We start from the raw sequence: 20,189 nt of genomic DNA, 5'->3' as shown, positions 1-20,189 counted from the left end.
GTGTAATAAAAACATACACTTACACAAAATGAAGTCGCTATATCCCCATTACGATGTCATCGTTGTTGGCGCTGGACATGCCGGCAGTGAAGCCGCCGGTGCTGCTGCAGAAATTGGTGCCAAAACGCTACTTATTACCATGAATCTTGATGCCATTGCAAAAATGTCTTGTAATCCCGCTATAGGCGGGGTTGCAAAAGGCCAACTGGTAAAAGAGATAGACGCCCTTGGAGGCCTAATGGGTAAAGTAGCTGATAAGTCTGGTGTTCAGTTTCGCATTCTCAACACCAGTAAAGGACCTGCTATGTGGAGTCCACGCTGCCAAAGCGACCGAGCTCTTTATAGTAAAACGATGCGCCTGGAGTTGGAAAAGAAAAATAACCTCCATTTTCGCCAAGATAATGTCGTTGATGTTATTACTACAGAAGACGGTAAACGAGCTAAAGGAGTTCGTACTGCAACGGGACAAGTATTTCAAGCCCAATCAGTTATACTCACTACCGGCACTTTCGGGAACGGCCTTATGCATATTGGGGATACTAATTTTGGTGGTGGACGCTCCGGGGAACGTGCCTCTATTGGAATTTCTGCTGCTCTTGAAGATCTCGGCTTTGAAGTTGGTCGTCTTAAAACGGGAACCCCTCCACGTATTGATGGCCGATCGATCGACCTTGACCAGCTGGAAGTTCAATATGGAGACGAAGAACCAACTGCCTTCTCATTTATGACAGATTCTCTACCAACCCGTGAAGAGCAGCTTACCTGTTGGATTGGAGATACCAATGAGGAGGTTCATGATGTATTACGGTCCGGTTTCGATCGAAGCCCTATGTTTAATGGCACTATTGAATCAACAGGACCTCGATACTGCCCTAGCATTGAGGATAAGATAAACCGATTTTCTGACAAGAATAGTCACCAGCTCTTTTTAGAACCTGAGGGTTGGAATACTTACGAGATGTATCTCAATGGATTTTCTACCTCCCTCCCCGAAGATGTGCAGTATAAAGCACTTCGGACCATTCCCGGTTTTGAGGATGCCGTAATGCTGCGACCCGGTTATGCTATTGAGTATGACTATTTCCCCCCATACCAAATTCGCAGAAGTATGGAGACAAAAATAACTGAAGGACTTTTCTTTGCCGGACAAATTAACGGCACTACCGGTTATGAAGAAGCCGCTTGCCAGGGATTGATGGCCGGCATCAATGCAGCCCGTAAGGTACAGGGAGAAGATGAATTTATCCTTAAGCGATCCGAAGCTTATATCGGTGTGCTTATTGATGACCTGATCACTAAAGGTACCGAAGAGCCCTACCGCATGTTCACCTCCCGTGCTGAGCATCGCATATTACTGCGACAGGACAATGCAGATTTACGACTAACAGAGTTAGGGCACAAAATTGGTTTAGCCTCTGACGAGCGATACAATCAGTTTGCAGAGAAGAAAAAAGCTATTGATGAGCTGCATGACCTGCTTGCTGACTACACCGTTTATCCCGAAAAGATGGACCCAATGCTCAAAGAAAACGGGACCTCTACTCTTAGCCAGCCTGTTAAAGCCAAAACCTTGATCCCCCGCCCTGAGCTCTCCATCCGCAATATCATGGAAGCTGACTCTGAACTAAAAGATAAGGCTCTTGAAATTACGACTAATGAGCTTGTCTTTGAACAGGTTGAAATCCAGATCAAATACGCTGGTTATATTGAGAAAGAGTTTGAGATGGTAAAAGAGATGAAAAAACAGGAAGATACACTCATCCCTGAATCCCTCGATTACGACAAAATTGAAAGTCTTTCAGCTGAAGGGAAACAAAAGATGGACCGTATTCGGCCGGAAACCCTTGGGCAAGCAAGCAGAATTAGTGGAGTAAGCCCCAGCGATGTCTCAGTTCTGATGGTTTATCTCAAGAACTAACAACTAAATAGCCCTTCCAACCCTTAAGACCAACTATTGTTTCACGTGGAACATCATCACATCTCAACCCATACCGTATCAGGTGAAACATTTGATCGCACGGAAGATATCGTTGATCAGTACCATGACAAGATAAATCTATACCTTGAGCGCCTTCTGTGGTGGAACAGTCGCTTAAATTTAGTAAGTCGCAATGTTCCACGTGAAACAATACTCCAACATATACGCCACTCGTTATTGCTATCTCAATTTGATGCTTTTATAAATGCCGAACTTATTGTCGATGCAGGTACCGGTGGGGGGCTACCCGGCCTGCCCCTTGCCATCACCCACCCGGATAAACATTTGGTACTCAATGATTTAGTAACAAAAAAATGCTTAGCCATAAAGCAGATGGCTCAAAAGTTGCAACTTAAAAATATTGGGATTATTGATGGTTCTATTGAACATCTTGAACAAGACCAATCTTTTCTGCTTATCTCAAAGCACGCATTCAAGATAAGTGATCTCATCCAGATGACTTCCCACCTCCCCTGGCAAAAGATAGTGCTCTATAAAGGGGCTTCTTTCGAACAAGAACTGGAAGACATTTCCACCCCTCTAAACATAAATTGCTATAATCTTTCCGGTTATTCGGAGTTCTATGAAGGCAAATCTATTCTCGTTATTTCCCGGTAAGTACCTTTTCTTTAGTACTCTAAATTAGCCCACCTTCTGCTGATAAACTAGTGACTTTCATTTATATTGAGCTTAAATTAATCCTTAAAAGCTCATTAATCCCCAGACGAATGAACAGCTCAGAACGACGGATGAAGCTCATTCTTATGCTTCAACAATCCAATAGTCGAATTACCGTAGATACCATTGCTGAAAAATTTGACGTAAGCAGGCGTACCGTTTTTAGAGATTTTAACGGCCTCTCGGAAATGAATGTGCCCGTAACCCACGATAAATATAAAGGGTATGGAATTATACCGAGTTATAAAATTCCGCCGCTTATGTTCACTTCAAAAGAGTTGGCTACTATTATGGTGGGGCTCAACTTTGTAAAATCCCAAGTTGACAAAACGCTGATCGATGATGCTAAAGGCGTAGAATTAAAAATTAAAGAGGTCATTCCCGATGATCTCAGAGCGTTCATGGAATCTATCAATGAGCGAACAGTGGTAGACCCCTACTTAAATTTTGGAGCAGAGAAAATGGCGGGCGGTGACTGGTATATCATCAGCAATGCAATTTCTCAAAATCAATCCATTAAATTTGAATACCGATCAAAATCTGATGAAAAAAAATCAACTCGAAAAATTGATCCCTACCTTATTGTTTTTTACCGAGATCATTGGAACGTAATTGGACATTCGCACAAAAGAGAGGCTGTTCGGAATTTTGTGCTCGATCGCATGTCTGATATTCAATTATTGGACGAAGAATTCGTCCCATATGGCAAAATCGACGTAGAATCCCTTATTTTTCGATCTAACGGCAAAACCCATGAAATAGAGTTAGATGTACACAAATCCATAGAAAAGCGGTTTAAGGCAAATCTGCCGGCTAAGGTTTTTAAGAAAAAAGAAGCTAAACCTAATTTTATTCGGTTTTGGTTCTCTTTTGATAATCTGGATTTTATCAATGAATGGCTCCTGCAATTCGCAAATAATATTAAAATTATTTCTCCAGATCTTTTATTAGAAAAAAGAAGTAAATTACTAGAAGTTATGATAGACAAAGACAAATAATAGTATATATATAGTTCAAAAATAATCAGTTACTATAATAGGTACAGGCAATGTTGGAGTAGCCGCAGCCTATACCCTCTTAAATCAACGGATTGCCAGTGAAATAACATTGGTAGATCTTGATGAAGAAAAAGCGCAGTGAGAAGCGATGGATCTTATGAATGGGCAGCTCCTGGTGGGAGATGTGAAAGTCAGGTCAGGAACTTATGAGGATCTCACCGACTCACAAGTTACCGTAGTTACACACGGCGTGGGATAGATCTCACCCGATGAATCACGTCTTGAATTATTAATCAGGAACGTCTCTGTTTATAGAAACATCATTTCAAATCACGATAAGTACGCCCCTATTGCAATCCTTATTATAGCAATAAATCATGTTTATAAATTAACTTATGTTTCAAAAGAACTGAGAACTGGAAGATTCAAAGAACAGGGAATTCAGAATTGCTAATGATAGAGATTCTAATAAACAATAAATTTTTATTGAAACAAATTGTGAAACTATCTCAATATAAAAGTGACATACCTGTATATCAGTATTTTCTAATTTAGGTTTTACACTCTAAATAGAACTGAATAGAAAAAGTAAAAGGATCATTAAGGTTGATTTAAATTAAAACTTCATAGTTGATACCTTTTATTACTAGCCCACCTCAACCTATAGTTTTATGACCGCTATATCATTTGCACCATTGTTTTTAACGATAATGCCATACAATCTCTCATTAGTAGCACTGAACAAAGTAAAGGTCTTGGGAACATCGATAACCTTTACTGCTTCCGTTTTTTTATTTATTTGCAGTATTTTTCCTCTTTCCGCAATACCAGAGTTAAAAATAGAAAAGTAGAAATGTCTATCAGCTGCTGCAAATTTTAAAAAATAGGGTAACAGTTCTCTCTCAAAAAGTTTATTTGCCATATCCGGAAACTTGTTAGTAATTGGAGCAAATCTTTCTGAAAGGTATTTTTGAGTTTTTGAATTCTTTTGGTATTCGGGAATCTCCCTGTCAAAGATAACTTGCTCCTTTGATTGATCCTTTAAATCTATTGGATGGATCCTCAATTCATCTGACCGGGCAAAACTTAATTTATTCTCAGATACAACCCAATGAGTCCTAGCTCCCAATGCATCATCTATATGGCGACTGTTAGATCCACTAAGTAATAATTGATCATTTCCGGGTAATTCAAGAAGCTTATTTTTAGGCTTGAAGTTTGTATCCAATTTATGAATTATAAAATTCCCATCTTCTGGATGCCCTATTTTTTTAAACACCCCAACAAATTCATTGTTTGATGTGCTATGGATAGAAACCACTCGAAGGGGCGCATAATCAGGTAAATTAACCGTTTTTATCAATGTAAGACTATCTTCGGTAATAGAATAAAAAGTTAATCTATAAAGCTTTTTATCAAGTACAGAAAGCTTGTTGTCATTGAACATCTCTACCTGATTAATCAATTTATATTCACCCGGTCCCTCGCCCGTTCGTCCGGTTTTGAATAATAGATTTCCATCAATACCCAACAAATTAAGGCTCCAATCAGCAGCATCAACGATAATAGCCCGACCGAATTGATCAGCAGTAATACGGATTGGCCTGTCTACTATTGCATCCTCCCCTGAAAAAATGGATACATTAGTTGGCTTATGTCTGTCTAACGAATCCAAAAAAAGGTGAAAGTTATTATCCGTTCTGTACTCCCCAGTTTCTTGTTTATTCGAGCAACCGAAGAAGAGTAAACAAAAGATTACAATGAAAATTATATTTATAAGCTCCTTCATATTATTTAATAATTTTAACGTCAGTTCGATATAAGATTGCTATACCGAACTGACGCTAGACTAATATTTTACAGTTTCAACTTTCGTATACGGTTGTTACTCTTTCATAGCTTTACAAATATCACCAGCATTCCCGCATCCCATTTCATATGCTGCCCATTCGCCCGGTTGTAAAATATACCAATAAGGGTTTCTATCCGAACACTCTTCAACCATTGCATCACAATCAACATCAAGGGCATTAGTGTTTGAAGGATTGATACTTAGTAATAGAAGAAAAAATAAAAAAATTGAAGTTTTAAAAATGTTTGCTGAATTGTTCATAACAAGTTTTCTATAATTAAGGTTAATAAAATGTGCTATAATTACTTAACCCAAAGGGGTTATCCGAAGCTTAACTCCCTTAAATAGTTAAAACTCATCTCTAAAACCGCAAGCACTTCCGTTCGCTAATTTCTTTATATAATCTTGTTATATAATTACGTTATTTAATCTTTCGATAAGCAGGTTATACTCATGTTCCGTTAGTTTTTTAATCTCTGTTGGCGAATATCCGGTCTGTCGTTTTAGAAATTGGTAAAATCCCCTTTCATCTTTTAGTTGCAACTTTATTGCAATCGCATAGTTTGTTTGGGTGGTATTCCAGAGCAGCTGTACTGCTTTATTTGCGCGAAAAGCATCCGAAAATAAACATTTTCCTTTCCAGCCCATCTTTATAGACCAATCACATACCATCTTAATCTCATGAAAGTGATCTTCCAAAATGTCTAGTGCCCGATCCATCGAAATTTTTGAGTTCTCTATCAATCGCGGTGCCTCTCCGTCAGACATATTCATCTTTTATCATTAGCCTGTAACTAGACAAGAGTAACTACCTCCCAATCTGTTACAAGAAAAATGAAGCTCTTAGAAGATTCTAATGCTTCTACAGCTGATCTTATATGAGACATATAAAAAAAGCCTGACAGGATTTCTCCCATCAGGCTTTTAAAATTTTGTATTTAGCTATTTAAGCCTACACCGTTTCATCCTCTTCTTCGTTGACGACCGGTGTAACGGCAGCAATTTTACCGTCAGAATCGAGTCGCATTATTCGAACTCCCTGGGTATTACGCCCCATTGTTCGTATGCCACCACAATTCATTCGAATTACTTTTCCGCCTTCCGTTATTACCATAAGGTCATCTTTATCAGAGACTTGCTTGAGTGCAATCAGTTCTCCTGTTTTTTGAGTTACCTTAAGTGTAATTACACCCTTGCCTCCACGGCTCTGCTCCCTGTAATCTTCAACAAGAGAACGTTTACCGTATCCATTTTCGGAGATGGCCAATACCGTTGCCTCGTGAGTATTTCTGAGTACAACCATATCAACAAGCTCATTATCCTCTTCGCCAAGGTCCATGCCTTTAACTCCGGTCGTATTACGCCCCATATCTCGTACTTCATCTTCATGGAACCGAATAGCACGGCCTTTTCGATTTGATAAGAGTACATTACTCTCGCCATCTGTAAGTGCAGCTTCAAGCAATGCATCACCTTCCTTGATATTGATTCCGATAATACCATCACTACGAGGTCGGCTATATGCTTCTAGCGAAGTCTTCTTAACCTGACCTTCTCTAGTAGCCATTATAATGTAGTGGTTGTTAATATACTCTTCATCATCAAGCGTTTTAACAGGCACAAAGGTCTTGATAGAATCATCCTTTTCAATATTGATAAGGTTGACTATTGCTCGCCCCCTTGCCGTTCTGGAAGCTTCGGGAATTTCGTAAACTTTCAACCAGTAACACTGTCCCTTCTCTGTAAAGAAGAGTATGTAGTTATGGTTAGTAGCCACAAACAGATGCTCTACATATTCATCATCTTTTGTAGTTGTACCTTTCATTCCTTTACCACCGCGCTTCTGTCGTCGGTATCCGCTGACTGGCATACGTTTAATAAATCCTTTATTGGAGATGGTTACTACCACATCCTCATCAGCAATCATATCTTCGACACTGAAATCTTCAGCAGAATGTACTACTTGTGTACGACGTGCATCACCGTAGCGATCTTGTAGCTCGAGGAGTTCTTCTTTAATGATGTCAGTCTGACGACCCCTGTTCCACAAGATTTCTCTAAACTCTGCAATCTTTTCAGCGATATCGTTGTACTCAAGTTCAACCTTATCGCGTTCGAGTCCGGTTAGCTTTTGCAGTCGCATATCCAGAATTGCTTTAGCTTGGATATCAGTTAAAGCAAACTTACGGCGGAGCTCTGCATTTGCCTCTTTAGGACTGTCAGATCCTCGAATAGTTCTAATGACTTCATCAAGATCGTCAAGGGCAATCTTTAAGCCTTCCAGAATATGAGCTCGAGCTTCCGCCTGATCCAAGTCATAAAGAGTTCGGCGAATAATAATCTCAATGCGATGCTCAACATAATGGTAGATAAGCTCTTTGAGCGGCATCACCTTGGGCCGCCCTTGCACAAGTGCTAAGCTAATAACCCCAAAAGTGGTCTGCATTTGCGTATACTTATAGAGCTGATTAAGCACAATGCCTGTATTAGCATTACGTTTCAGCACAACTACGATACGCATTCCATCTCTGTCAGACTCATCGCGAATCTCAGAAATCTCATCAAGCTTATCATTTTGGGTCAACCGGGCAATCTTTTTAACAAGCGTAGTCTTGTTGACCTGGTATGGTATTTCTGTAATTACAATCTGTTCACGTCCATGCCGTAGTTCTTCGGTAGTACAGCGTGCTCGTAGTGTAATTTTACCACGCCCTGTTTCATACGCCTCTTTAACTCCGCCATAACCATAAATAATACCGCCCGTTGGAAAGTCGGGAGCTGTAATATGCTCCATCAACTCTTCACATTCGATATCAGGATTGTCGATATAGGCAACGATCCCGTCAATAGTTTCCGTAATATTATGAGGCGCCATATTAGTGGCCATCCCCACGGCAATACCCGAAGCACCATTCAGGAGTAAGTTTGGCAACATACTCGGCAGAACGGTTGGCTCTTGCAGGGTATCATCAAAGTTTGTTTGATAGTCGACCGTGTTTTTGTTGATATCAGTCAACATCTCTTCGGCAATACGCTGCATGCGAACCTCAGTATAACGCATGGCCGCTGCAGAGTCGCCATCAATAGAACCAAAGTTCCCCTGCCCGTCAACCAACGGATAACGCAGAGAAAAGTCCTGCACCATTCGAACGATAGAGTCATATACTGCAGAGTCGCCGTGTGGGTGATACTTACCCAACACCTCACCTACAATACGAGCACTCTTTTTATAATTTCTATTGTGAAGCATACCCAGCTCGCTCATTCCGTACAGAATACGGCGGTGGACCGGCTTCATACCATCCCGAACATCGGGTAAGGCCCGAGACACAATAACCGACATCGAATAATCGATGTAAGCCGATTGCATCTCATCTTCTATCGCAATAGGTACAATTTTTTCTTTCGCCATAGATAATTCTAATCTAAGTCAGTGTTAATCTAAATTTAGTTGTGTTATCAGATCGCTGTTATATATCCAGCGTAGCATACTTTGCATTCTGCTCAATAAACTCACGACGGGGCTTCACATCAGGTCCCATGAGACGAGAGAAGAGCTTATCGGCAGCCGCTGCATTTTCAACAGTCACGCGCTGCAGTGTTCTTGTTTCAGGATCCATAGTGGTTTCCCAAAGCTGCTCTGGATTCATCTCTCCAAGACCCTTGTAACGAGATACATCGAATTTTTTACGAGAGCTTTTCAAGTCTTTGATAATCTTATCTCGTGTGTCATCATCCCACGCATACTCAATATTGTCTCTTGTATAAGAGATTCTGTAGAGTGGTGGCGTTGCAATATATACATGCCCTCCTTCTACCAGTGGTTTCATATACCGATAAAAGAATGTGAGTAACAGCGTTCGAATGTGGGAGCCATCGACATCGGCATCTGTCATAATAATGATCTTATGATACCGCAGGTTATCGAGGTCAAAATCCTCTTCTGAGTGGCCAACCCCCGCACCGAGTGCGGTAATCATCGCCTGAATTTCATTGTTCTTCAGAATTCGATTGATTTTGGCCTTCTCGGTATTCAATATCTTACCTCGAAGTGGCAGAATAGCCTGAAAACTTCGATTACGACCCATCTTTGCAGAACCACCGGCAGAGTCACCCTCCACCAGATAGATTTCACTGTGCTCGGGATCTTTAATAGAGCAATCGGCCAGCTTTCCAGGAAGTCCACCGCCGCTCATTGCACTCTTCCGCTGAATAAGTTTTCGAGCCTTTTTGGCCGCCTGACGGGCCTCAGCAGCAAGAATAACTTTTTTAAGAATAGTCTTGGCAGTTTTAGGATTGCGTTCGAGGAATTCGTTCATCTGCTCATACACAATAACCTCCACTGCACTCTGTACTTCAGAGTTACCAAGCTTTGTCTTAGTCTGCCCCTCAAACTGTGGTTCAGGAACCTTAACACTCAGTACAGCCGTCATCCCTTCGCGGAAATCACTTCCTGATACTTTAATATCACTTTTTATCAGGTTGTTATCCTTCGCATATTTTTTCAATGATCGGGTTAAGGCACGTCTGAATCCTGAAATATGTGTACCACCCTCGCGCGTATTAATATTATTAACGTAAGAGTGGACGTTCTGAGAATAACTGCCATTATATTGTATCGCCAGCTCAACCGGAACCATATCAACCTCCCCCTCAATCAGGATAGGTTCATCCATCATTGGTTCACGATCCTCATCCAGGTATTGAACAAAATCTTTAACTCCGCCTTCGTAGTGAAACTCATCTTCAAGCTCATCCTCACGTTCATCACGCAACAAAATTGTGATCTCGGGATTCAGGAATGCAAGCTCCCTCATTCGGCTTGCAATAATTTCGTACTTAAATTCAGTTGTTTGTTTGAAAATCTCCGGATCTGGAGTAAAGGTAATGGTTGTGCCCGTTTTGTCTGTTTTGCCCTTTACCTTTAGGGGTTGTACGGTTTTACCGTGCTCAAACTCCATCACATATATTTCGCCATCACGATGGATTTCAGCATAGAAATGTGAAGATAGACCATTCACACAACTTACACCCACACCGTGCAGACCACCAGATACTTTATAGGTATTACTATCAAACTTACCGCCAGCATGCAGCTTGGTAAGCACAACTTCTACGGCCGGTAACTTGATTTTCGGATGTTCATCCACCGGAATACCACGGCCATTATCAGTAATCGTAATGGAACCGTCTTCATTGATTATAATCTCGATTAAATCACAGTGGCCTTCCATTGCTTCATCAATGGAATTATCAATAACCTCATTGATCAAGTGGTGAAGCCCGCGCTGACCGGTGTCTCCGATATACATTGCCGGACGCTTGCGGACGGCTTCAAGCCCTTCTAATACCTGTATATTTTCCGCCTTATAATCTGATCTTTTCTCTTTCGCCATAAATAAAGGTGTGACTAGGGGTTAAAACAATGATGAAGACGCCTGAAAATAGCGCATAAATAGGCAAAATCAAAGAAAGCAATACCCTTATCGCCAAAAGTTGAGATAAGCTTGCACATGCAATTTAAAGCGTCTTTTAAAATGCCATATTTACAGCTAAATGCTTGCGGCTGAATCGCTCCAAATATGTAAAAAAAATCAGTCTAAAAGAAACATTGATATTTTTTTGTAATAAGCCTATTTTTCCAGTCTATCTGAGAAACACAATTAATGAGCTTTTATTGACATGGCACGTAAAGACGACATAACAGGAAAAGGAGCGCAGAACGGCTACCGCTCTTCAAAATCTAATAACAAAACGAAGCACAAGTTTCAGCAGAATCTGCAAAAAAAGAAGTTCTATGTCCCCGAGGAAGATAAGTGGGTTACGTTAAAGGTTTCTGCTAAGACGCTTCGCACAATTAATAAAAAAGGCATTCATGCCGTACTGGAAGAAGCCCGAAGAAAAGGAACTATCATAAAAGACGTTTAGACAATGGCAAAAGGAAACAGAATACAGGTAATTTTAGAGTGCACCGAAAAGCCGGGCTCATCCCGATATGTTACGACAAAAAATCGTCGTAACTCTCCTGATCGGATTGAGCTTAAGAAGTACAACCCGGTTCTTCAAAAGCACACCGTTCACAAAGAAATTAAATAGTACAAGAACAGAGTAGAGTTATGGCTAAAAAGAAAACATTTGGAACAGAAGGCGAAGGAAGCAGTTCCGCTGACCGACGAATGGCAAAGGTAATTGTTGCTACTAAAACCGATAACAACAAGTACGGTTATAAAGAAGCAATCATTGACCAAGAGGATGTAAAGGACTTTATTAAAGAAAATAAAGAGAACTAAGACCCAGTCTTTACTTGCCAAAAAGGTTGCATTCGTTTTTACGAGTGGAACCTTTTTTTATGGGATGGGAGTACCCACTCACAATACCGTTAACATAACCATTACGGCATTATGGCTATCAAAGAACAGATCATGGCAGACCTTAAAGAAGCCATGAAAAACAAAGACAAAGATCGACTTCGCGTACTTCGTTCACTTAAATCTAAGTTATTAGAACGTGAAATAAGCGAACGTGAAGGTGGTGAAGGCTCCATTTCTGATGAACAGGCAACAGAAGTGTTAATGAAAGCGGCTAAACAGCGAAAAGAATCTATCGATCAGTTTGAAAAAGGCGATCGTGCTGACTTAGCTCAAAATGAAAAAGAAGAGCTTGAGATTATTGAATCGTACCTCCCTGAAATGCTTTCTGAGGAAGAAGTCCGCGATGTAGCTCAAGCCAAGATAGATGAACTTGGTGCCAATGACATGTCTGATATGGGCCGGGTTATGGGAGTAATGATGCAAGAACTTAAAGGCAAAGCAGAAGGTTCTCTTGTCAGCAAAGTGGTTAAAGAAGAACTCTCATAGCCTATTTGATCATGAATCTGCTGGATATCCTTATACTGCTACCCATCGCATATTTTTGTTACCGCGGATTCATGAATGGTATCATTAAAGAAGTACTTAGCATTGTTGGTATAATACTGGCTGTCTTCTTCACTTTCCAATATATGGAGCCGGTGGGTCGTATTATTGAACCCCTCTTTGAAGAAAAAGCATCCTTTGTCCCCTTTATTTCGGGACTGGTGATTTTTATAGGTACCGTGGCCGGGGTAAACCTTATAGCGTATCTCAGCAAAAAGGTTTTAGAAACAATTAAGCTCAACTTTATCAATAGAATCGCAGGTGCGTTATTCAGCTCCTTAAAAAGTGGTATTGTTATAAGTGCTGTCTTGTTAATTATGGCTGGCTTTAGCCTTCCCTCACAAGAATCTCGCGATGCTTCCGCAACCTATTCTTATGTGATATATTTTGCCCCATGGGCCTATGATGTGGTTGCCACTATCTATCCCGGCGCCGAAGACTTTAAAGCAACGATAGAACAAACGCTTGAGAAAAATAACCCAATAAACAATTTCCCAACGTTAGATAAGAACAGTAATTCCTAAAACTACTATGGCATTCTTACCTGTTGACGAACAACTTGACGTAATTAAAAGAGGTACTGTTGAAATTGTACCGGAAGACGAGCTTGTTGAAAAGCTCAAAAAATCAAAGAAAGAGGATAAACCCCTCAAGATTAAGTTAGGATGCGATCCAACGCGCCCTGATTTACACCTGGGGCACTCTGTAATCTTGCGCAAACTTCGCCAGTTCCAAGATCTGGGCCATGAAGCTATTTTGATTATCGGAGATTTTACTGCTCTCATCGGCGACCCTACGGGACAAAATGAAACGCGTCCTGCTCTTACCCCTGAAGAGATTCGTGAAAATGCCAAGACCTATTTAGACCAGGCTACTAAAATTCTGGATGAATCGCAGACCACTATTGTATATAACTCTGAGTGGTTAGGATCTATGAACTTCCAGGATGTTATTAAACTGACATCTAAGCTTACCGTTGCACGGATGATTGAGCGTGACGACTTCTCTAAGCGGTACAACAACAATGAACCCATATCCTTGCACGAATTTTTATATCCACTGGCTCAGGGCCAAGATTCAGTTCACCTGCAGTCGGATGTGGAACTGGGCGGTACCGATCAGAAATTCAATCTTCTGGTAGGCCGTGAACTCCAAAAAGATGATGGGCAAGAGCCACAAATTGCCCTGATGATGCCTCTGCTAGTTGGCACTGACGGAACTAAAAAGATGTCCAAATCTTATGACAACTATATTGGCATTACAGAAGATGCCAATGATATGTATGGAAAAGTTCTTTCTATCCCGGATGAGTTAATGTACTCATGGTTTGAACTGGTCTCTGATATTGACGTAGATGACCTTCCGAAATACAAGAAAAAGATCGAAGAAGATCCCCGTAATACCAAGCACGAACTTGCACTCTCTGTCACTCGCATCTATCACGGAGAAGAAAAAGCCAAAGCGGCACGTGAACATTTTGAAAAAACAGTGATCGGCAACGCTGTGCCCGATGATGCTCCTACGCTGGAATATGAGGCCGGATCAGAAGTACGCCTTCTTGATATCGTCTCTGACGCTGAATTTACTTCCAGTAACGGAGAAACCAAGCGTCTTATTAAGCAGGGCGGTATCTCTATTGATGATGAAAAAATATCAGATAAAGGATACAGCATTACTTTTGACGATGCCACGGAATTTACCTTAAAGGTTGGTAAACGGAAATATGCTATCGTAAAAGCTAAGTAGTTTTTGATGCGTAATGCGTGAGGAGTAATTCCATACGCATTACGTCTTTTGTTCTCACTTCTTTTTCTCTGAACCTCAATTTGAAACTCCTCTACCTTGCTTAAAATATCATCATTAAACCTTAATGGTATTCGTGCGGCTCATCGGCATGGTTTTACTGATTGGGTAGACCAGACAGATCCCGATATCATCTGCCTGCAGGAGCTCCGAGCCATGGAACACCAGGTACCCGGACCTATTAATAAACTGGATTATCACGAATACTATCATACAGCAGAAAAAAAAGGCTATTCCGGAGTTGGTATCTTATCAAAAAAAGAACCACTGCAAGTTGAAAAGGGTATTGGTGTTGATTGGATCGATAGTGAAGGCAGAGTGATGAAAGCTGAGTTCGACGATCTTATTGTATTTTCTATTTATGCCCCCAGCGGTACTACCGGCGATGAACGACAAGATCTAAAGATGGAGTTTCTGGATCACTTTCTACCCTTTGCACAAAAATATCTTAGCGGTGATAAGCCCGTGGTTTTCTGCGGAGATTACAATATCTGCCATAAACCCATTGATATTCACAATCCCAAGCGAAATAAAAACAGCTCCGGTTTTTTGCCAGAAGAACGAGAATGGGTAACAAGATTATTAGAAACAGGCTTTGAAGATGTCTATCGTCGTCTTCATGAAGGCGAACCCGACCTCTACAGCTGGTGGAGCTACCGAGCTGCTTCAAAAGACCGTAATAAGGGGTGGCGCATCGATTACCACATAACCTGTCCCAAAATGTTGGATGCTGCTCAAGAAGCCATTATAGAAATGGAATGGGATCTGTCTGACCATGCACCTGTTACCATCAGTTATGGTCTGTAATGGTATTGACGCTTTAAAATATTATATTATCACAGCTTAACTTCTTAATACTAAACTACTTACCCTAGAATCAATGGGTACGCATTACGACGGCAGCGATAAAGAACAAAAAACCCTTAATGCTTTTATTAAGCTAATGCGGTCAACAGAATCGATTAATAATCGGTTAAACCGCCACCTGGCTGAAGCTGACCTGACAGTTAGCCAGTTCGGTGTACTAGAAGCATTATTTCATTTAGGACCTCTCAACCAAAAAGCGTTGGCTGAAAAGCTACTCAAAAGCGGTGGTAACATTACGATGGTGGTCGATAACCTGGAAAAGAACAACTGGGTTGAACGCCAAAAAGACCCCGAAGACCGACGCTCTGTACTTGTGCACCTAACATCAGATGGTGAAGAATTTATCTCTTCTTACTTTCCTAAACATCTCGAGTTTATTATGGATGAGTTTGAAGTACTTTCTGATGATGAACTCGAAAGCATTAGCAGGATCTGTAAAAAGCTTGGTCTTCAAGAAGATTAAGCTTTTCTAGTCATAGCGTACAGCATCAGCCGGTTCCACATTTGAAGCCCTCCTGGCCGGATACCAGCTTGCCAGTATACAAAGGACCAAGCTACCGGCCAACACAATAAACACATCAAAAGAGTTTATCGTAACCGGATAGGCATCAATAATAAAATTGGAAGAGAGTTTTATAAGCCCATATTCTTTCTGCAACCAACTCAGAAGCAGTCCTAAACTGCCCCCAATACCGCATCCGATTAACCCGATATATAACCCCTGTCTCATAAATATATTTTTGATATCGGCAGGCGTAAAACCCATTGTGAGCAACACTCCAATATCGCGGTTTTTTTGGATCACAATCATACTCAAAGACCCAATAATATTTAACACTGCTACAATGACGATAATCATCAGGATAAAATAGGCGCTCCACTTTTCAAGATACATCACATCGTAAAGCGGGCGTTGCAGATCATACCAGGTGGATATTTTAAAATCGTTCCCCAGCATTTGAGCCAGTGAAGTTTTAAGCTCCTCCGCTTGCTTTGTTTCCTGCAGGCGTACCTCAATTCCTGATACATTAGATCGGGTCTCAAAAAGCCGTTGGGCCGCTTTCAAATCTATAAAGAGGCCCGGGCCTTCTGTAATTCCTTTCCTTGAATAGGTTCCTCTTATTTCAAAACGGTACGTGCGCGGTAACGAAAACTGCGTTAACGATTTACGCATACCGTCCGCACTTAATAATACGACCTTATCACCAATACTTAAGCCCAAATCCGTCATTACCCTGCTGGATATCAAAATACCCGGCTTTTTATTGCGTACCTTTAGATCTGCCGTTCCGTCAACGATACTTTTATCCAGTTGATTAATCTTGAAATACTTTTCAGGATCGATTCCCCGTACATTCACCACTTGATCTGTCTCTCCAGCAAGCGCCAGTAATGCTTTGCCCTGTATATAAGGCGCCAGGTTACGCACCTCTTTAATACCGGCAAGCTTTTCTTTCATATCGCCGGTGTATAGAAAAGAGTCAGATGCTTTTGCTTCGATACGGATATCAGGGTCGTTTTGCAATAGAAAACCCTTTATAACCTCAAAAAAACCACTAAATACTGCTAGTACCACAATTAGTAATGCCGTACCAATAGTAACGCCGGTAATACTAATACCGGTAAGGGTCGAGATTAATGAAATATGCTTTTTAGAAAAAAGGTAGCGCTTGGCTATAAATCCAGTTGTTTTCATAGGTTAAAAATAACCATAATCACGAAAGATACCACCTCCCAATATTTGTACTTCCCTAGTTCACAATTTTTTACCTAAAATGGTATAACTATTTTTATACATTGCTTTTCCAGTATCTTCAATTTCTAATAAACTCAGGGTTATGCTTATCCAAACAATAGTACCATGTAAAAAAAGATTTGTATTCCTAGTTGTTGTATTCTCAACAGTACTACTTTTAGGGAATTCATTCATATCACATGCTCAGCGTTTCGGCGGCAATGATATCGCTGAAGGAGTAGAAGAGGTTACACATGAGCAGCAATATCTGCAGGAGCTAGACTATCGAAATATTGGCCCCTTCCGGGGCGGGCGTTCTGTTGCGGTGAGTGGACATCCCGACAAACCCAATACCTATTATGCAGGATTTACGGGCGGTGGTGTTTTTAAAACCACTAACGGCGGCCGAAATTGGGTTAATGTTTCGGATGGATATTTTAAAACCGGCTCTGTCGGTGCAATTGCCGTAGCTCCCTCTGATCATAATGTGATATATGCCGGAATGGGAGAAACATGCATCCGTGGTAATATGTCGGCCGGTGATGGAGTCTATAAATCGGTTGACGGTGGTAAATCCTGGTCCCACATAGGGTTACCTGAATCTCACTTTATTGGGGAGATCACCGTACATCCCGATAATGCCGATATCGCATGGGTTGCCGTCATGGGACACGCATTTGGAACAAAAGGAAATAAAGAGCGCGGCGTTTATAAAACTACTGATGGCGGGAAAAGCTGGAAAAAAGTGCTCTACCATAATAAACATACCGGTGCAGTTGATATTGAAGTAGACCCTAGTAATCCCCGTATTCTATATGCATCGTTATGGGAAGCATTCAGAAATCCCTGGAAAATGTCGAGCGGTGGTGAAGGCAGTGGCTTATACAAAAGTACTGATGGCGGAGAAACATGGACTAATATTTCGCAACGCCCGGGCATGCCCAAGGGTCTGATGGGTAAAATTGGAGTAGCTGTTTCCCCCGTAAATCCCGATCGTATTTGGACTATTATTGAAAGTGAAAACGGTGGGGTTTTCCGTTCTGATGACAGTGGAAAAACATGGAACCGCATTAACAGTGACCGAAGTCTGCGTCAACGGGCCTGGTACTATACTCACATCGTAGCCGGTACTGAAAATGAAAATACCGTATATGTTCTTAATGTAAGCTTTCATAAATCAACCGATGGCGGTAGCTCTTTTGAACGAATTGGCACCCCCCATGGCGATCACCATGACCTATGGGTCGATCCCGATAACAGTAATCGCATGGTTGTTGCTGACGACGGCGGAGGCCAGGTTACTTACAACGGAGGAAAAAGCTGGTCTTCATATCATAAATATTCTACCGCTCAGTTTTACCAGGTTATCCTAGATAACCAGTTTCCTTATACCATCTATGGTGCCCAACAAGACAACAGTACCGTAGGTATCAAAAGCAGAACTTCGGGCTATGGCATTAGTACCCGAGATTGGGATGCGGTTGCCGGTGGAGAAAGTGGATATATTGCTCCCGATCCCGAAAATCCCAATATAACCTATGGGGGTAGTTACGGTGGTTACTTTAACAAGTTCAATGAATTTACCGATCAGAGCGATCGTATTGATGTATGGCCGGACAATCCTATGGGCGCCGGAGCTAAAGGTCTGAAATATCGTTTCCAGTGGACATTCCCGATCTATATCTCTCCCCACAATCCGGATATGCTTTATGCCACCTCGCAATATGTGCACCGCTCTGATGACGAAGGCATGAGCTGGGAAACCATTAGCGGAGACCTTACGCGAAACGAAAAATCTAAGCAGCAGGAATCCGGCGGACCTATTACTAAGGATGATACCAGCGTTGAGTATTACAATACAATCTTCACATTCGCAGAATCGCCCGTTAAGAAGGGCATCCTGTGGAGCGGGGCCGACGATGGACTCATCCATATAAGCCGTGATAACGGCGAAAGCTGGACCGAGGTAACGCCTGACGGTATGCCTGAGGCGATGGCCAGTATCATTGATCCTTCGCCCCATGATGCCGGTACTGCTTACCTGGCTGCTACCCGATATAAGTTTGATGATTTTAGCCCCATGCTTTATAAAACTGATGACTACGGCAAAAGCTGGACAAAGATTACAGATGGGATCCCTTCTAAAGATTTTACCCGCGTTATACGGGAAGATCCTAACAAAGAAGGCCTGCTTTATGCCGGTACAGAAACCGGGGTCTATGTATCATTTAATGACGGAGATTTATGGCAGCCGTTGCAGCTCAATTTACCATCTGTGCCTGTCACTGATATTGCTGTTCACAAACGGGACAAAGATCTCGTAGTAGCTACCCAGGGACGATCGTTCTGGATACTCGACAATCTGAATGTACTTCACCAGCTAAGCGATAAAGTTTCAAATTCGGACTACTACCTCTATCAGCCTGAAACTACCTATCTCTTTGGAAGCCACACTGATATTGATCCCGGTCAAACGTTAGGAGAAAATCCTGAAGATGGGGTGGTTGTTCATTACAACCTCAATAAGGATATCGGTAATAAAGAGGTACAGCTACAGTTTGCAGAGGCCGATGGTGATGTTATACGCACCTTTTCCAATAAAGAGGATCTTGAAGGAAACGAGGTTAAAGAATCTGAGAAGTTTCATGAGAAAGAGCATGACGTTTCTTCTGATGTTCTGACTACTAAAGACGGACTCAACTCTTTTGCCTGGAATATGCGCTATCCCGGTGCTGCCGACCTCAACGGGCGTCAAATTCTATGGGCCGGTTCTACCCGAGGTCCCACAGCCGTACCCGGCACCTATGAAGTAAGGCTGATTGTAGATGATGAAACCATCATGGCTAAAGAGTTTGAAATCACCAAAGATCCACGTATTGAAATCACCCAAGATGATTTCGAGGCGCAGTTTGATCTGCATCAGTCCATTATCTCTAAGCTGGATACTACTCACAAAATGATTAATAAGATCAGAACGGTACGGAAAGAGCTAAAACAGGTCAAGTCTGATTATAAAAATAACGAGCAGGTCCAAGAGCGGGTAACAGAAATAATGACTACTCTTTCTGATGTGGAAAGTAACCTCATGCAAACAAAAGCAGAGTCTTACCAAGATGTACTTAACTATCCGATAAAGCTGAATAATAAACTCGCTTCTCTTGCGAGTACTGTTGCTACGGGCGATGGTCGTCCTACCGAGCAACAATATGCAGTATATGAAGAACTGGCTGCTAAAGTAGATGCCGAATTCAAGAAGGTTAAGCCCATTTTAAAAGGAGAGGTCTCTAATTTAGTTGAGGAGATTGAACAAGAAGCCATTCCAATCGAAAACTAATTCAACCATATTATTTTGTTTTTAAGTAGC

Annotated in this window: 19 protein-coding genes; 13 read left to right on the top strand and 6 right to left on the bottom strand. The window is 41.5% G+C overall.

Annotation, left to right across the window (positions count from 1 at the left end; genetic code table 11):
• Positions 1-28 precede the first annotated feature (28 nt).
• From mnmG to G3569_RS18875, 4 genes are all read left to right on the top strand, one after another.
• Positions 29-1,918 carry a tRNA uridine-5-carboxymethylaminomethyl(34) synthesis enzyme MnmG gene (gene mnmG / locus G3569_RS02225; RefSeq protein ID WP_165265659.1) on the top strand — a complete coding sequence of 630 codons (1,890 nt, stop codon included), beginning with the start codon at positions 29-31 and terminating at the stop codon, positions 1,916-1,918.
• Positions 1,919-1,963: 45 nt separating this feature from the next.
• Complete coding sequence (locus G3569_RS02220) at positions 1,964-2,596, top strand: RsmG family class I SAM-dependent methyltransferase (RefSeq protein WP_165265657.1); 633 nt, start codon at positions 1,964-1,966, stop codon at positions 2,594-2,596.
• 110 nt (positions 2,597-2,706) lie between these two features.
• Entirely contained in the window at positions 2,707-3,654 is a 948-nt protein-coding gene (locus tag G3569_RS02215) for a helix-turn-helix transcriptional regulator (protein WP_165265656.1), read from the top strand.
• A gap of 34 nt (positions 3,655-3,688) precedes the next feature.
• On the top strand, positions 3,689-3,796 hold the full coding sequence (locus tag G3569_RS18875) for a hypothetical protein (protein ID WP_165266006.1): 108 nt from the start codon (positions 3,689-3,691) through the stop codon (positions 3,794-3,796).
• Positions 3,797-4,315: 519 nt separating this feature from the next.
• On the opposite strand, the gene G3569_RS02200 is transcribed toward G3569_RS18875, so the two are convergent.
• From G3569_RS02200 to gyrB, 5 genes are all read right to left on the bottom strand, one after another.
• Positions 4,316-5,329: a 6-bladed beta-propeller gene (locus tag G3569_RS02200; RefSeq protein WP_165265654.1), complete on the bottom strand. Its 1,014-nt coding sequence runs from the start codon at positions 5,327-5,329 to the stop codon at positions 4,316-4,318.
• 210 nt (positions 5,330-5,539) lie between these two features.
• Entirely contained in the window at positions 5,540-5,767 is a 228-nt protein-coding gene (locus G3569_RS02195) for a hypothetical protein (RefSeq protein ID WP_165265652.1), read from the bottom strand.
• Positions 5,768-5,914: 147 nt separating this feature from the next.
• Positions 5,915-6,274, bottom strand: a complete 360-nt coding sequence (locus G3569_RS02190; protein ID WP_165265650.1) for a hypothetical protein — start codon at positions 6,272-6,274, stop codon at positions 5,915-5,917.
• Between the two features lie 184 nt (positions 6,275-6,458).
• Complete coding sequence (gene gyrA, locus G3569_RS02185) at positions 6,459-8,918, bottom strand: DNA gyrase subunit A (protein ID WP_165265648.1); 2,460 nt, start codon at positions 8,916-8,918, stop codon at positions 6,459-6,461.
• A 58-nt stretch (positions 8,919-8,976) separates the two neighbouring features.
• Positions 8,977-10,902 carry a DNA topoisomerase (ATP-hydrolyzing) subunit B gene (gyrB, locus tag G3569_RS02180; RefSeq protein ID WP_165265646.1) on the bottom strand — a complete coding sequence of 642 codons (1,926 nt, stop codon included), beginning with the start codon at positions 10,900-10,902 and terminating at the stop codon, positions 8,977-8,979.
• Between the two features lie 286 nt (positions 10,903-11,188).
• On the opposite strand from gyrB, the gene rpmB reads away from it, so the two are divergent.
• From rpmB to G3569_RS02140, 8 genes are all read left to right on the top strand, one after another.
• Complete coding sequence (gene rpmB / locus G3569_RS02175) at positions 11,189-11,434, top strand: 50S ribosomal protein L28 (RefSeq protein ID WP_165265644.1); 246 nt, start codon at positions 11,189-11,191, stop codon at positions 11,432-11,434.
• A gap of 3 nt (positions 11,435-11,437) precedes the next feature.
• The gene (rpmG, locus tag G3569_RS02170; RefSeq protein ID WP_165265642.1) at positions 11,438-11,602 is read left to right on the top strand and encodes a 50S ribosomal protein L33; all 165 of its coding nucleotides are present in this window, start codon (positions 11,438-11,440) and stop codon (positions 11,600-11,602) included.
• A 20-nt stretch (positions 11,603-11,622) separates the two neighbouring features.
• Positions 11,623-11,796, top strand: a complete 174-nt coding sequence (locus tag G3569_RS02165) for a DUF4295 family protein (RefSeq protein WP_165265640.1) — start codon at positions 11,623-11,625, stop codon at positions 11,794-11,796.
• Positions 11,797-11,907: 111 nt separating this feature from the next.
• Entirely contained in the window at positions 11,908-12,363 is a 456-nt protein-coding gene (locus G3569_RS02160; protein ID WP_165265638.1) for a GatB/YqeY domain-containing protein, read from the top strand.
• Between the two features lie 11 nt (positions 12,364-12,374).
• On the top strand, positions 12,375-12,944 hold the full coding sequence (locus G3569_RS02155) for a CvpA family protein (RefSeq protein ID WP_165265636.1): 570 nt from the start codon (positions 12,375-12,377) through the stop codon (positions 12,942-12,944).
• A 7-nt stretch (positions 12,945-12,951) separates the two neighbouring features.
• A complete protein-coding gene (gene tyrS / locus G3569_RS02150) occupies positions 12,952-14,166 on the top strand; it encodes a tyrosine--tRNA ligase (RefSeq protein ID WP_165265634.1) in 1,215 nt (404 codons plus the stop codon).
• A 96-nt stretch (positions 14,167-14,262) separates the two neighbouring features.
• Positions 14,263-15,030 carry an exodeoxyribonuclease III gene (locus tag G3569_RS02145; RefSeq protein WP_165265632.1) on the top strand — a complete coding sequence of 256 codons (768 nt, stop codon included), beginning with the start codon at positions 14,263-14,265 and terminating at the stop codon, positions 15,028-15,030.
• A gap of 73 nt (positions 15,031-15,103) precedes the next feature.
• Positions 15,104-15,553, top strand: coding sequence for a MarR family winged helix-turn-helix transcriptional regulator (locus G3569_RS02140; protein ID WP_165265630.1), 450 nt, complete (start codon positions 15,104-15,106; stop codon positions 15,551-15,553).
• Positions 15,554-15,559: 6 nt separating this feature from the next.
• Here the strand turns inward: G3569_RS02140 and G3569_RS02135 are convergent, their stop codons facing one another.
• Positions 15,560-16,786 (bottom strand): ABC transporter permease, encoded by a 1,227-nt coding sequence (locus G3569_RS02135; protein ID WP_165265628.1) that lies wholly within the window; start codon positions 16,784-16,786, stop codon positions 15,560-15,562.
• 142 nt (positions 16,787-16,928) lie between these two features.
• Between G3569_RS02135 and G3569_RS02130 the strand changes: the two genes are divergently transcribed.
• Positions 16,929-20,159, top strand: coding sequence for a WD40/YVTN/BNR-like repeat-containing protein (locus tag G3569_RS02130; RefSeq protein WP_165265626.1), 3,231 nt, complete (start codon positions 16,929-16,931; stop codon positions 20,157-20,159).
• Positions 20,160-20,189 lie beyond the last annotated feature (30 nt).

It is taken from the genome of Fodinibius halophilus (assembly GCF_011059105.1).
Lineage (GTDB): Bacteria > Bacteroidota > Rhodothermia > Balneolales > Balneolaceae > Fodinibius > Fodinibius halophilus.
This window is presented reverse-complemented; position numbering and strand designations above follow the sequence as displayed.